12 protein-coding genes, 1 rRNA gene and 1 riboswitch are annotated in these 13,898 nt (G+C 68.0%); of the genes, 12 read left to right on the top strand and 1 reads right to left on the bottom strand.

Going from position 1 to position 13,898, the window contains the following annotated elements; genetic code table 11:
- From rrf to TN53_RS13560, 11 genes are all read left to right on the top strand, one after another.
- Positions 1-99: ribosomal RNA gene (gene rrf, locus TN53_RS44050) — 5S ribosomal RNA — on the top strand; the annotation flags it as partial.
- Positions 100-208: 109 nt separating this feature from the next.
- Positions 209-829 (top strand): CDP-alcohol phosphatidyltransferase family protein, encoded by a 621-nt coding sequence (locus TN53_RS13605; RefSeq protein WP_046258699.1) that lies wholly within the window; start codon positions 209-211, stop codon positions 827-829.
- Positions 830-932: 103 nt separating this feature from the next.
- Positions 933-3,428, top strand: a complete 2,496-nt coding sequence (locus TN53_RS13600; protein ID WP_046258698.1) for a mannose-1-phosphate guanyltransferase — start codon at positions 933-935, stop codon at positions 3,426-3,428.
- A gap of 167 nt (positions 3,429-3,595) precedes the next feature.
- Entirely contained in the window at positions 3,596-4,441 is an 846-nt protein-coding gene (locus TN53_RS13595; RefSeq protein WP_046258697.1) for a DUF881 domain-containing protein, read from the top strand.
- A complete protein-coding gene (locus TN53_RS13590) occupies positions 4,438-4,770 on the top strand; it encodes a small basic family protein (RefSeq protein ID WP_003988855.1) in 333 nt (110 codons plus the stop codon). Before TN53_RS13595 ends, TN53_RS13590 begins: the two co-directional genes overlap by 4 nt.
- Before the next feature lie 5 nt (positions 4,771-4,775).
- Positions 4,776-5,609 (top strand): DUF881 domain-containing protein, encoded by an 834-nt coding sequence (locus tag TN53_RS13585; RefSeq protein WP_046258696.1) that lies wholly within the window; start codon positions 4,776-4,778, stop codon positions 5,607-5,609.
- 61 nt (positions 5,610-5,670) lie between these two features.
- Positions 5,671-6,564: an FHA domain-containing protein gene (locus TN53_RS45015; RefSeq protein ID WP_095046465.1), complete on the top strand. Its 894-nt coding sequence runs from the start codon at positions 5,671-5,673 to the stop codon at positions 6,562-6,564.
- 44 nt (positions 6,565-6,608) lie between these two features.
- Positions 6,609-7,346 (top strand): MerR family transcriptional regulator, encoded by a 738-nt coding sequence (locus tag TN53_RS13575; RefSeq protein ID WP_046258694.1) that lies wholly within the window; start codon positions 6,609-6,611, stop codon positions 7,344-7,346.
- 77 nt (positions 7,347-7,423) lie between these two features.
- Complete coding sequence (locus TN53_RS13570; RefSeq protein WP_004002801.1) at positions 7,424-7,897, top strand: bifunctional nuclease family protein; 474 nt, start codon at positions 7,424-7,426, stop codon at positions 7,895-7,897.
- Between the two features lie 251 nt (positions 7,898-8,148).
- Positions 8,149-8,796, top strand: coding sequence for a MerR family transcriptional regulator (locus TN53_RS13565; RefSeq protein ID WP_095046464.1), 648 nt, complete (start codon positions 8,149-8,151; stop codon positions 8,794-8,796).
- 57 nt (positions 8,797-8,853) lie between these two features.
- Positions 8,854-10,314 (top strand): DNA polymerase IV, encoded by a 1,461-nt coding sequence (locus TN53_RS13560; RefSeq protein WP_046258692.1) that lies wholly within the window; start codon positions 8,854-8,856, stop codon positions 10,312-10,314.
- Here TN53_RS13560 and TN53_RS13555 read toward each other — a convergent pair.
- Positions 10,230-10,607, bottom strand: a complete 378-nt coding sequence (locus tag TN53_RS13555; RefSeq protein WP_046258691.1) for a PRC-barrel domain-containing protein — start codon at positions 10,605-10,607, stop codon at positions 10,230-10,232. The genes TN53_RS13560 and TN53_RS13555 overlap by 85 nt on opposite strands.
- A 131-nt stretch (positions 10,608-10,738) precedes the next feature.
- Positions 10,739-10,835, top strand: a riboswitch (glycine riboswitch).
- A 174-nt stretch (positions 10,836-11,009) separates the two neighbouring features.
- Between TN53_RS13555 and gcvP the strand changes: the two genes are divergently transcribed.
- Entirely contained in the window at positions 11,010-13,895 is a 2,886-nt protein-coding gene (gene gcvP, locus TN53_RS13550) for an aminomethyl-transferring glycine dehydrogenase (protein WP_046258690.1), read from the top strand.
- Positions 13,896-13,898 lie beyond the last annotated feature (3 nt).

Raw genomic sequence — 13,898 nt, 5'->3', positions numbered from 1 at the left:
AGGGAAACGCCCGGTTACATTCCGAACCCGGAAGCTAAGCCTTACAGCGCCGATGGTACTGCAGGGGGGACCCTGTGGGAGAGTAGGACACCGCCGAACTCCTTTTATAGCTCTGGCTCCTGGGCATACCGCCCAGGAGCCAGAGCTTTTTTGCGTTGAGGTAGGGTCAGGGGGCATCGTTGGCACGTTTCCCACAGGAGGCCCCCGGGTGGAGGTCCAGGAGACTCGCGTCCAGACGGAACGAGTCCTCACCATCCCCAACATCCTCAGCATGGCGCGCCTCGTCGGTGTGCCTGTCTTCCTGTGGCTGATTCTCAGGCCCGAGTTCGGAGGCCCCAAGAGTGACGGCTGGGCACTTCTGGTGCTGGCCTTCAGCGGAGTCAGCGACTACCTGGATGGCAAGCTCGCGCGGCGTTGGAACCAGATCAGCAGCCTTGGCCGGCTCTTGGATCCCGCGGCAGACCGGCTCTACATTCTCTCGACTTTGGTCGGGCTCACCTGGCGCGAGATTCTGCCAATCTGGTTGACCGCTGTACTTCTGGCGCGTGAGCTGGTCCTGCTGGTGATGGTCGGTATCCTCAGGCGCCATGGCTATCCGCCTCCGCAGGTGAACTTCCTTGGCAAGGCTGCCACGTTCAACCTGATGTACGCCTTCCCGCTCCTGCTGCTCAGTGACGGAAGTGGTTGGCTCCCGTCACTCGCTGCTATTTTCGGATGGGCGTTCGCCGGATGGGGTACAACGCTGTACTGGTGGGCAGGAGTCCTCTACGTGGTACAAGTCCGCCGCCTGGTTCGTGCGGACACCATGGCCGATGGAACTCGTCGATAGGCGCGGCCGACAGCGGCTCGATGGCCCGCGGCGAGAATGTGCGGGACAATCAGTCGGGTGAAGTCGGCTAGACCGTCGTCTCTTAGAGGAGGACGCTTCCGACATGAAGGCCGTCGTGATGGCCGGAGGTGAAGGCACACGCCTTCGCCCCATGACCTCAAGCATGCCCAAGCCGCTCCTGCCGGTGGTGAACCGCCCGATCATGGAGCACGTGCTACGGCTGCTCAAAAGGCATGGTCTCAACGAGACCGTCGTAACTGTCCAGTTCCTGGCCTCTCTGGTCAAGAACTACTTCGGTGACGGCGAAGAGCTCGGAATGGAGCTCTCCTATGCCAATGAGGAGAAGCCACTCGGTACCGCCGGAAGCGTCAAGAACGCCGAAGAGGCGTTGAAGGACGATGCTTTCCTTGTTATTTCCGGCGATGCCCTGACCGACTTCGATCTCACCGAGCTGATCAATTTTCACAAGGAGAAGGGCGCGCTGGTCACTGTCTGCCTGACGCGCGTACCCAATCCTCTGGAATTCGGCATCACCATCGTCGATGAGGAGGGAAAGGTCGAGCGTTTCCTTGAGAAGCCGACCTGGGGCCAGGTTTTCTCCGACACGGTGAACACCGGTATCTATGTGATGGAGCCCGAAGTCTTCGACTATGTCGAAGCCGATGTGCCCGTCGACTGGTCCGGCGATGTCTTCCCGCAGTTGATGAAGGAAGGCAAGCCGATCTACGGCTTCGTGGCCGAGGGGTACTGGGAGGACGTGGGCACCCACGAGAGCTATGTGAAGGCTCAGGCCGATGTCCTGGAGGGCAAGGTCGACGTCGAGATCGACGGCTTTGAGCTCTCGCCCGGAGTGTGGGTGGCCGAGGGTGCCGAGGTGCATCCGGATGCCGTTCTCCGTGGTCCCCTCTACATCGGGGACTACGCCAAGGTCGAGGCGGGCGCCGAAATCCGGGAACACACCGTCGTGGGCTCCAACGTGGTCGTGAAGAGCGGGGCCTTCCTGCACAAGGCTGTCGTGCACGACAACGTGTATGTCGGGCAGCAGAGCAATCTGCGGGGCTGTGTCGTCGGCAAGAACACCGACGTCATGCGTGCGGCCCGGATCGAGGACGGCGCCGTCATCGGCGACGAGTGCCTCATCGGTGAAGAATCGATCGTGCAGGGCAATGTACGGGTCTACCCGTTCAAGACCATCGAGGCCGGTGCCTTCGTCAACACCTCGGTCATCTGGGAGTCCAGGGGCCAGGCGCATCTCTTCGGCGCCCGTGGGGTGTCCGGCATCCTGAACGTGGAGATCACGCCCGAACTCGCGGTCCGCCTCGCCGGCGCCTATGCGACGACGTTGAAGAAGGGCTCCACCGTCACCACGGCCCGCGACCACTCCCGTGGTGCGCGTGCGCTGAAGCGGGCGGTCATCTCCGCGCTGCAGGCCAGCGCCATCGACGTACGGGACCTGGAGAACGTACCGCTGCCCGTCGCTCGGCAGCAGACCGCGCGGGGCAGCGCGGGCGGGATCATGATCCGGACCACGCCTGGGGTGCCGGACTCCGTCGACATCATGTTTTTCGACGGGCGCGGAGCCGACCTGTCGCAGGGGAGCCAGCGGAAGCTGGACCGGGTGTTCGCGCGGCAGGAGTACCGGCGTGCGTTCCCCGGTGAGATCGGGGATCTGCATTTCCCGGCCAGTGTCTTCGACTCGTACACCGGATCGCTGCTGCGGAATGTCGATACGACGGGGATCGCCGAGTCCGGTCTGAAGGTCGTCGTCGATGCGTCGAACGGTAGTGCCGGGCTTGTGCTGCCCAGTCTGCTCGGGAAGCTCGGTGTGGACTCGCTGACCGTCAATCCCGGTCTGGACGAGTCGCGGCCGACGGAGACCGCGGATGTGCGGCGGTCGGGGCTTGTGAGGCTCGGTGAGATCGTGGCGTCGTCGCGGGCCGCGTTCGGCGTGCGTTTCGACCCGGTGGGTGAGCGGCTGTCGTTGGTCGATGAGAAGGGGCGGATCGTGGAGGACGATCGGGCATTGCTCGTCATGCTGGATCTCGTGGCGGCGGAGCGTCGTAGTGGGCGCGTGGCGTTGCCGGTGACCACCACGAGGATCGCCGAGCAGGTGGCGGCCTACCACGGCACGCAGGTGGAGTGGACGACCACGTCGCCTGACGACCTGACACGGGTCGGGCGGGACGACTCGACCATCTTTGGCGGTGATGGCAAGGGTGCCTTCATCGTGCCGGAGTTCAGCGGTGTGTTCGACGGTACGGCGGCGTTCGTACGGCTCATCGGGCTGGTGGCGCGGACGCAGTTGACCCTCAGCCAGATCGATGCGCGGATTCCGCGGGCGCATGTGCTCAAGCGGGATCTGGCGACGCCGTGGGCGGTCAAGGGTCTTGTGATGCGGCGGGTCGTGGAGGCCGCCGGGGATCGCTTTGTCGACACGACTGATGGTGTGCGAGTCGTGGAGACCGACGGGCGGTGGGTGATGGTGTTGCCCGACCCCGCCGAAGCCGTCACCCATTTGTGGGCGGAAGGACCGGACGACGCGTCCGCGCAGGCGCTGCTCGACGAGTGGGCGGCGGTCGTGGACAGCGCCGGCCGCTGAAGGACGCAGCACGCGTGCGTGCCGGACAGGTGTCCCCAAGGGGGCCTGTCCGGCACGTCGGTGGGGCCATTCGGAGGTAGTGGTCGCGACGTGCGACGATGTGCGGCATGCCGCAGCAGCCCCCCGTTCGGAGCGCCCCTACGCGCCCCTCGCGCCCGGACGCGTCCATGTCGCTGCTCACCAACGTCATGGACCACAGCCTCGACGACGGGTACGCAGAGGCGGCCGCCCGGAAGAAGGCCGCGGGCGACAGTGGTATGCCGAAGACGCTCCGGGCGAAGCTCGGGCTGGCCGGCGGGCTGGTACTCGCCGCGCTGGTCGTGACCGTCGGGGCGGCGCAGGCACGGGTGGCGGCGCCCGTCGTGGCCAAGGAGCGCGAGGAGCTCATCGACCGCATCGACCGTGAGACGGACGCGGCGGACAAGCTCGAGAACAGCGTCGACGAGTTGCGCGACGACGTGAGCACGCGCCAGCGCGAGGCGCTCCGGGACAGCGGCGGCAGCGGCCAGGCGGACCTGGTGGGCATCCTGTCGGGGGCCACCGCGGTGCACGGCCCCGGAGTGAAGCTGGTCGTGAACGATGCCAAGGAAGCCACCACCGGCGGCGACGGAGGCCCACGCGAGACCTCCGGGTTCTCCGACACCGGGCGGGTGCGGGACCGGGACATGCAGCGCGTGGTCAATGGACTGTGGGAGTCGGGCGCCGAGGCCGTCTCCATCAACGGGCAGCGGCTGACGGCGCTGTCGGCGATCAGGGCCGCGGGTGACGCGATACTGGTCGACAACAGGCCGCTGGTACCGCCGTACACGGTGCTTGCGGTGGGGGACGGGCAGCGGCTGAGCACCAAGTTCCAGAACAGCGCCGACGGGCTGTATCTGCACGCCCTGCAGGAGAACTACGGCATCCGGACGAGCATCTCCACGGAGGACGACCTCCGGCTGCCCGCGGCGCCGAGTGTGATCGTACGTACAGCACAGCCGAACATCGAGAAAAGCGAGAAGGGCACATCGTGATCGCCGTACTGGGCCTCGTCGTGGGAGTCGTGGCCGGCCTGTTGGTCCGGCCTGAGGTTCCGGCGGTCGTCGAGCCTTATCTGCCGATCGCCGTCGTGGCGGCGCTCGATGCCGTCTTCGGCGGGCTGCGGGCCATGCTCGACGGCATCTTCGACGACAAGGTCTTCGTGGTGTCGTTCCTGTCCAACGTGGTCGTCGCCGCACTGATCGTGTTCCTGGGCGACAAGTTGGGCGTGGGGGCCCAGCTGTCCACGGGTGTGGTGGTCGTCCTCGGTATCCGCATCTTCTCCAACGCCGCGGCTATCCGCCGACACGTGTTCCGGGCGTGAGGCCGATGAGCAACCAGGACGGGACGTCGGAGAACAGGCTGCGCAAGGAGCTGCCCGAGGAGGTGCCCTCGACGGACACCGAGGCCGCCGAACCGGCCGGGAAGCAGGAACCCGGACTCACCGGCCGTCAGCGGCTGGCGCAGGGCCTGTGGCCGCCGCGGCTGACCCGGGCCCAACTCATCGTCGCCGTGCTGCTGTTCGGCCTCGGCTTCGGTCTGGCCGTACAGGTGGCGTCGAACAGCGCCGGTGACAGCGCTCTGCGTGGTGCGCGTCAGGAAGATCTTGTTCGCATCCTCGATGAACTGGATGACCGTACTCAGCGTCTTGAAGACGAGAAGGCGGGCCTCGAGAAGCAGCGTGACGAGCTGGAGAACAGTTCGGACCAGGCCGAGGAGGCCCGTAAGCAGACGCTGGAGAAGGAGAGGCAGCTCGGGATCCTTGCGGGCACGGTGGCCGCGCAGGGGCCCGGCATCACGATGACCATCGACGACACGAAGGGGACGGTCGAGGCTGACATGCTGCTCGACGCGATCCAGGAGCTGCGTGCGGCCGGTGCCGAGGCGATCCAGGTGAACGGCGTACGCGTGGTCGCGGGCACGTACCTGACCGACTCGGGCAAGAGCGTGAGCGTCGACGGGAACAAGATCAACGCTCCCTATCGTTTCAAGGTCATCGGCAAGCCGCAGGATCTCGAACCGGCGCTCAACATTCCTGGAGGCGTGGTGCAGACTCTTGAGAAGGAGCAGGCCACCGTTGCCGTCGAGCGGTCGACCAAGATCGTCGTGGACGCCTTGCGAGCGGCGAAGCGGCCTGACTACGCTCGGTCGTCCTCCCAGTGAACCGCGGGTGCATGGGGGGCGTCCGGCCAGGGCATGAGGTTGCGGGGGGTCGACGCACCGATTGGGTGGTGCGTGGTGGAAACTGTCAGGTGGATACGGACGTTGTGAGGATGTCCGGGTCGGCCGGTGTATGCAATCAGGGTTCGTCCTGCCCCACGGGCGGGTCTGTTTCGGTCAAGGGGAATCGCCCGTGAAGTTGTTTGCGAAGTTGTTCGGCAAGAGCGCGCGAGAGGGTAGCGACAATGCGAACGCGACCGCTCGTCATCGCGCACAGCCAGACGCGGAGGGCCAGCGCCCGCTGTTCCGGGACCAGCTGGGCGGCGACGTTCCCGGAGGTCAGGGCGCGCCCTCTGTTGACCCTGCGCAGTCCGGCGGCATAGGTTTCGGGCAACCGTCAACCTCGAGTACGGGTGGAGAGTTTTCCATGTCGGCCCTGGTGTGTACGAGGTGCGGTAACCGCAACGCGGAGAACAGCCGCTTCTGCTCCAACTGTGGTGCGCCGCTGCGGGGTACGCCCGAGCGCCCGTCGGAGACGACCTCCACGATCTCCATCTCCGGTCTCGAGGCCTACGACGCCGAGGTCACCGGCCAGACGCAGATGCCCATGCTCTCTCCGGAGGCGCAGGCGGCCGTCGACGCGCTGCCGCTGGGTTCCGCGCTCCTGGTGGTGCGCCGCGGGCCGAACTCGGGCAGCCGCTTCCTGCTGGACGGCGAGCTGACCACGGCCGGACGTCATCCGCAGAGCGACATCTTCCTGGACGACGTGACGGTGTCTCGCCGGCATGTGGAGTTCCGTCGCCAGCCGGACGGCTCGTTCACCGTCGCCGATGTCGGCAGCCTCAACGGTACGTACGTGAACCGCGAGCGGATCGACTCGGTGCCGCTGCACAACGGCGACGAGGTGCAGATCGGCAAGTACCGGCTGGTCTTCTACGCGAGCCAGCGGGGCTACTGACCCGCCCCCGGGCTCCGTCCGGGGGGACACCCCAGGGAAGGTCCATGCTTCAAACACCGAGCGGCGGTGCCCGGGACGGCGCCGTCGCCGCGGACAGTGGGCTGATGAGCATCGGCACGGTGCTGAACGCGCTGCGTGACGAGTTCCCCGAAGTCACCATCTCCAAGATCCGCTTCCTGGAGTCGGAGGGGCTGATCGAGCCGCAGCGGACTCCTTCGGGGTATCGCAAGTTCAGCCCGGAGGATGTCGAGCGCCTCGGGCACGTGCTGAGGATGCAGCGGGACCACTATCTGCCGCTCAAGGTGATCCGCGAGCACCTGGACGCGATGGGGCGGGGCGAGGCCGTAGCACTGCCCGTCGTGGGGCGTCAGCGGGACGGTGAGGCGCTGCCCGACACCTTCGAGGCGCCCACCGCCGTACGGATCGGGCGGGCCGAGCTGCTTGTCGCGGCCGAGATCGGCGAGCGGGAGCTCGAGGAGTGGGAGTCGTACGGGCTGATCGCCGCGCTGCCGGACGGGGCGTACGACGCCGAGACGGTCACCGTGGCGGCGCTCGTCCTCGAGCTGGGGCGGTTCGGGATCGAGCCGAGGCATCTGCGGGTGATGAAGGCCGCCGCCGACCGGGAGGCCGGCCTGGTGGACCAGGTGGTGGCCCCGTTGAAGCGGCACCGCAATCCGCAGACACGGGCGCACGCGGAAGCCCGTACGAAGGAACTGGCGGGGCTCACGGTGAAGCTGCATGCGGCGCTGGTGCAGACCGCCCTCGGTGTGCGGCTGCCCTGAGGGCCTCGTACACCGGATCCGTCCCCCGTTTCCTGCCCGACTACCCAAACGTCCCGGGCACGGCCTAGGGTTGCTGTGTGAACGAGCTCGATGTCGTAGGTGTCCGGGTCGAAATGCCCTCCAACCAACCGATCGTGCTCCTGCGTGAAGTGGGAGGCGACCGCTACCTCCCGATCTGGATCGGGCCGGGGGAGGCGACGGCGATCGCCTTCGCCCAGCAGGGCATGGCCCCCGCGCGACCGCTGACCCACGACCTGTTCAAGGACGTGCTGGAAGCCGTCGGTCAGGAGCTCACCGAAGTACGCATCACGGATCTGCGTGAGGGCGTCTTCTACGCGGAGCTGGTCTTCGCCAGCGGAGTCGAGGTGAGCGCCCGGCCTTCCGATGCCATAGCACTGGCGCTGCGTACCGGGACGCCGATCTACGGCAGCGACGGTGTGCTCGACGACGCGGGCATCGCCATCCCGGACGAGCAGGAGGACGAGGTGGAGAAGTTCCGCGAGTTCCTCGACCAGATCTCGCCCGAGGACTTCGGCACCAGCAGCCAGTGAGGCAGGGGCGGACTCGCGGTCCCGGACGGGGCGGCCGTGTCTGGTGACCACTGAAATGCCGGCATTTGCCAGCGGCGAGTGAGAGCGTCCTGCGGCCCGCCCCGAGCGCATTCGGCTAGCCTTTCCCCGCGGTGGGGTACGGGAAACCACTCCTAGGGTGATTATCACTCGGTGTGCCGAGCGTGGCGATCGTTGACGCACCCCGGGTGACTGCCTACCGTCGAGAAGGCAGGTCAAGGACGGAGGTCGGCGTGAGAAGCAGCGGCGACGGTACGGCTGGGGGTGCTCCCGGACGCAGTCTGGGGGCGAGCGGCCCGTACCCGCTTCACAGCAGCGCGGCCGATCACGCTCCGCAGCGACCGGCGGTCGTGCCGAGCAGCGGCGGAGGGGCGACGTCCATGGCGTCCGAGGAGATCGGCTACCGCGGTCCGACGGCCTGTGCGGCCGCCGGCATCACCTACCGGCAACTGGACTACTGGGCGCGCACCGGGCTCGTGGAGCCGAGCGTGCGGCCCGCCCACGGGTCGGGGACGCAGCGCCTGTACAGCTTCCGGGACGTCGTCGTCCTGAAGATCGTCAAGCGGTTCCTGGACACCGGGGTGTCGCTGCAGAACATCCGCACCGCCGTGCTGCACCTGCGCGAGCGCGGGTTCCGGGACCTGGAGCGCATGACGCTCATGAGCGACGGTGCCACGGTCTACGAGTGCACCTCGCCGGACGAGGTCCACGCGCTGCTCCAGGGCGGGCAGGGGATCTTCGGCATCGCCGTGGGCGTGGTGTGGCGGGACGTCGAGAGCGCGTTGTCGCAGCTGCACGGGGAGCGGATCGACACCGGCGAGACCCTCGTCGGGCACAACCCGGCGGACGAGCTGGCGCGGCGGCGCAACCGGGCGGTCTGAGGGCCGCTCCGCGCTTGAGGCGGGGCATTGTCAGTGGCGTAGGGCAGCATCGGAGATGTGAGAACCGCGCCCACCATCCTGCATCTCGATATGGATGCCTTCTTCGCCTCGGCGGAGCAGGCGTCCAAGCCGAGCCTGCGAGGGAAGGCCGTGGTGGTGGGCGGGCTCGGGCCGCGTGGGGTGGTGGCCACGGCGTCGTACGAGGCCAGGGTGTTCGGTGTTCACTCTGCGATGCCCATGGCTCAGGCGCGGCGGCTGGTGCCGAACGCCGCGTATCTTGTGCCGCGCTTCGGGTTCTACCGGTCGATCAGTGAGCAGGTGATGGGGCTGCTGCGGGCGCTGTCGCCGCTTGTGGAGCCGCTCAGCCTCGACGAGGCGTTCGTGGATCTGGAGGCCGGGGGAACGGCCTGGGACGAGGAGTCGGCGCGGCTGGCCGCGGTCAAGCTGCGCGCCGACATACGGGCCGGCACGGGGCTCACGGGGTCGGTGGGGCTCGCCGCGTCCAAGATGCTCGCGAAGATCGCCTCCGAGCAGGCCAAGCCGGACGGGCTGGTGGTGATCGAGCCGGGGACCGAGCGGGCGCTGCTGGGGCCCAAGTCGGTGCGGATCCTGCCGGGGGTGGGGCCGGCGACGGGGGACCATCTGCGGCGGGCCGGGATCCACACGGTCGAGGAGATCGCTGAGGCGGGGGAGGACGAGCTCGTACGGCTGTTGGGGAAGGCCCATGGGCACGGGTTGTACGCGATGGCGATGGCGTACGACGAGCGGCCCGTGGTGGCCGAGCGGGAGACCAAGTCCGTGTCGGTCGAGGACACGTATGACGTGGACATCCATGACCGGGTGCGGGTCGGGCTGGAGGTGCAGCGGCTGGCGGACCGGTGTGTGCGGAGGTTGCGGGGGGCCGGGCTGTCGGGGCGGACCATTGTGCTGAAGGTGCGGCGGTACGACTTCTCCACGTTGACCCGGTCCGAGACGTTGCGGGGGCCGACCGATGACGTGGCCGTGGTGCGGGAGGCCGCGGCGCGGTTGTTGGACTCCGTGGACACGACGGGTGGGGTGCGGTTGCTGGGGGTGGGGGTGAGTGGGCTTGCTGATTACACGCAGGAGGATCTGTTCGCTCAGGCCGCGGGGGAGCGTGCCGAGCTTGCGGAGGAGGAGCAGCGGGTCGAGCCGGCCGAGGACGCGCCGGTGGTTCCTGTCGAACGGCGGTGGGTCTCGGGGCACGATGTGCGGCATGACGAGTTCGGGCATGGGTGGGTGCAGGGGAGTGGGCTGGGGAGGGTGACCGTGAGGTTCGAGACGCCGGATTCCGAACCGGGGCGGGTGCGGACGTTCTCGGTGGAGGATCCTGCGTTGGCGGTGGCTGAGCCGTTGCCGTTGGTGCCGGTTGGGTGTGAGGCAGCCGGCCTTCGGCCGGATCTGGAATCCCACTGTCAGGCTTCCGCGTCCTCCGTGCCTGCCAGCTTGCCGAAGTCATGGTCCGGGAAGGGGGGCGGTGGGGCCACGTCCAGACCGTAGTGGTGGTAGAGCTGGAGTTCCTGGTCGGGGGACAAGTGGCGGCCTACCCCGAAGTCAGGGGCGTCCTTGATCAGGGCTCGTTCGAAGGGGACTCGGAGGGTGCCCTCGAGGAGTTCGCTGGGCTCCAGGGGGACGAAGGCGTCCCTGCTGAAGAGGCCGGTGCGTATGGCCGCCCATTCCGGTACGCCGGTCGCGTCGTCGAGGTAGACCTCGTCGATCGTGCCGATCTTGGTGCCGTTGCGGTCGAAGGCCTTGCGGCCGATCAGGTTCCGAGGATCGATATCGGTCTGCACGGGCCCTCCACTAGGTCGCGACTCGCAACTCATCCGTAAGGACTACGAAAGAGCACATTGGGGGAGGTGGCCACTCGAGGGGATCTCGAGGGATCCGCGTCGACCTCGCTGCTAGGCTGACAAGCGGCTGCCGACCCTGTGCGGGAGAGTCCTCCGGACACCGTTCGGAGGCGCCGAAGGAGCAAATCCTCCCCGGAATCTCTCAGGCACACGTACCGCATGGACGAGGCCACTCTGGAAAGCAGGGCGGGAGTACGGCTTCCGCTCTCACCGACGGTGAAAGCCGGGAGCCCTCGGGCGTCCCGGTGAAGCTCTCAGGTTGAGATGACAGAGGGGGAGGCCGTCCGGGTACCCGTGCCGTGGTGCCCCTCGCAGGTCGTGTCAGACCAGGAGGCCTCCGTAATGACCGCCCACCGCACTCCGCTCACAGAGCTCGAGCAGGGGATCCCCTTCGAGCAGCGCCACATAGGGCCCGACCAGGAGGCGCGGGCCAAGATGCTCGCGCAGGTCGGCTATGGCTCGCTGGACGAGCTCACCGCCGCCGCGGTGCCGGATGTGATCAAGAACGCCGATGACCTTGACCTGCCCGGTGCTCGCACCGAATCCGAGGTGCTGGCCGAGCTCCGCTCGCTCGCCGATCGGAACCAGGTGCTCGGCTCCATGATCGGACTCGGGTACTACGGGACCTTCACGCCGCCCGTCATCCTGCGCAATGTCATGGAGAACCCGGCCTGGTACACCGCCTACACGCCGTATCAGCCCGAGATCTCTCAGGGACGGCTCGAGGCTCTGCTCAACTTCCAGACCATGGTCGCCGAACTGACGGGACTGCCCACCTCCGGTGCCTCGCTGCTCGACGAGGGCACGGCGGCCGCCGAGGCGATGTCCCTGTCCCGGCGCATGGGCAAGAACAAGAAGGGGCTGTTCCTGGTCGACGCGGACGCGCTTCCGCAGACCATCGCCGTCATCGAGACCCGTGCCGAGCCGGCCGGCGTGGAGGTCGTGGTCGCCGACCTCAGCGACGGCATTCCGGCCGAGGTCGCCGCTCGTGAGATCAACGGCGTGCTCGTCCAGTACCCCGGCGCCTCCGGTGTCGTACGGGACATAAAGCCCCTGATCGAGCAGGCGCACGAGCTCGGAGCGCTCGTCACCGTCGCCGCGGATCTGCTCGCGCTGACGCTGCTGAAGTCGCCCGGTGAGCTCGGGGCCGACATCGCGGTCGGCACCACACAGCGTTTCGGTGTGCCGATGGGCTTGGGCGGGCCGCACGCCGGCTACATGGCGGTGCGCGAGAAGTTCGCGCGCAGCCTGCCCGGGCGGCTCGTGGGTGTGTCCGTGGACGCCGACGGGCACAAGGCGTACCGACTGGCTCTGCAGACCCGTGAGCAGCACATCCGCCGGGAGAAGGCGACCAGCAACATCTGTACCGCGCAGGTGCTGCTCGCCGTGATGGCCGGGATGTACGCCGTCTACCACGGGCCCGAGGGGTTGAAGGACATCGCGCGGCGGACCCACCGCTACGCGGGCATCCTCGCCGCGGGGCTCACCGCCGGTGGTGTCGAGGTCGTGCACGGCGCCTACTTCGACACAGTGACCGCCCGGGTGCCGGGCAGGGCCGCCGAGGTCGTCGCCGCCGCGCGCCAGAACGGCGTCAACCTGCACCTCGTGGACGCCGACCGGGTCTCCGCCTCCTGCGACGAGACGACCACGCGGGCCCAGCTGACCGCCGTATGGACGGCGTTCGGGGTCGAGGGCGACGTCGAGGCGCTCGACGCCGCCACCGAGGAGGCCGTGCCGGCCGCGCTGCTGCGGAGCGACGAGTTCCTCGCGCACCCGGTCTTCCACCAGTACCGCTCCGAGACGGCGATGCTGCGCTACCTGCGCAGGCTCGCCGACCGGGACTACGCGCTCGACCGCGGCATGATCCCGCTGGGCTCCTGCACCATGAAGCTCAACGCGACCACCGAGATGGAGCCGGTCACCTGGCCCGAGTTCGGGCAGCTGCACCCCTTCGCGCCCGCCGAGCAGGCGCAGGGCTACCTCACGCTCATCCGTGAGCTGGAGGAGCGGCTCGCCGAGGTCACCGGATACGACAAGGTGTCGCTGCAGCCCAACGCCGGGTCGCAGGGTGAGCTGGCCGGACTGCTCGCCGTACGTGGGTACCACCGGGCCAATGGGGACGAGCAACGGACCGTGTGTCTGATCCCGTCCTCCGCCCATGGGACCAACGCCGCCAGCGCGGTCATGGCCGGGATGAAGGTCGTCGTCGTGAAGACCGCCGAGGACGGCGAGATCGACGTCGAGGATCTGCGGGCGAAGATCGAGCAGTACCGCGACGAGCTTTCGGTGCTGATGATCACGTACCCGTCGACGCACGGTGTGTTCGAGGAGCATGTCGCCGACATCTGTGCGCAGGTGCACGAGGCCGGCGGGCAGGTGTACGTTGACGGTGCCAACCTCAACGCCCTGGTGGGGCTTGCCAAGCCGGGCCACTTCGGCGGGGACGTCTCGCACCTGAACCTGCACAAGACCTTCTGCATCCCGCACGGCGGTGGCGGTCCGGGCGTCGGGCCGGTCGGTGTGCGTGCGCATCTGGCGCCGTATCTGCCCAACCACCCGCTGCAGCCCGCCGCCGGGCCGGAGACGGGTGTCGGGCCGATCTCGGCCGCGCCGTGGGGGTCCGCGGGGATCCTGCCGATCTCGTGGACGTACGTCCGGCTCATGGGCGGTGAAGGGCTCAAGCGGGCCACGCAGGTGGCGGTCCTCGGTGCCAACTACATCGCCAAGCGGCTCGAACCGCACTACCCCGTGCTCTACACCGGCCCTGGAGGGCTGGTCGCGCACGAGTGCATCATCGATCTGCGGCCGCTGACCAAGGCGACCGGAGTGAGCGTCGACGATGTCGCCAAGCGGCTCATCGACTACGGGTTCCACGCGCCGACGATGTCGTTCCCGGTGGCGGGGACGCTGATGATCGAGCCGACCGAGTCCGAGGACCTGATCGAACTCGACCGGTTCTGCGACGCGATGATCGCGATCCGCGGGGAGATCGAGAAGGTCGGCGCCGGCGAGTGGCCCGCGGACGACAACCCGCTGCGGAACGCGCCGCACACCGCCCGGGCGCTCGGCGGGGAGTGGGAGCACGCGTACACGCGCGAAGAGGCCGTGTTCCCGGCCGGGGTGTCGGTCGCGGACAAGTACTGGCCGCCGGTGCGCAGGATCGACCAGGCCTTCGGTGACCGGAATCTGGTGTGCTCCTGCCCGCCGCTGGACGCCTACGAGGACTGAGCC

Origin of the sequence: Streptomyces sp. WM6386, from assembly GCF_000972385.1 — a bacterium.
Lineage (GTDB): Bacteria > Actinomycetota > Actinomycetes > Streptomycetales > Streptomycetaceae > Streptomyces.
The sequence above is the reverse complement of the archived record's forward strand: the minus strand, read 5'-3'. Positions and strand labels throughout refer to the sequence as shown.

Bases quoted from the DNA above. Each gene is read 5' to 3' on its own strand.
- TN53_RS13600 (WP_046258698.1), top strand. From the start codon at position 933: ATGAAGGCCGTCGTGATGGCCGGAGGTGAAGGCACACGCCTTCGCCCC.
- TN53_RS13595 (WP_046258697.1), top strand. From the start codon at position 3,596: ATGTCGCTGCTCACCAACGTCATGGACCACAGCCTCGACGACGGGTAC.
- TN53_RS13585 (WP_046258696.1), top strand. From the start codon at position 4,776: ATGAGCAACCAGGACGGGACGTCGGAGAACAGGCTGCGCAAGGAGCTG.
- TN53_RS13575 (WP_046258694.1), top strand. From the start codon at position 6,609: ATGCTTCAAACACCGAGCGGCGGTGCCCGGGACGGCGCCGTCGCCGCG.
- gcvP (WP_046258690.1), top strand. From the start codon at position 11,010: ATGACCGCCCACCGCACTCCGCTCACAGAGCTCGAGCAGGGGATCCCC.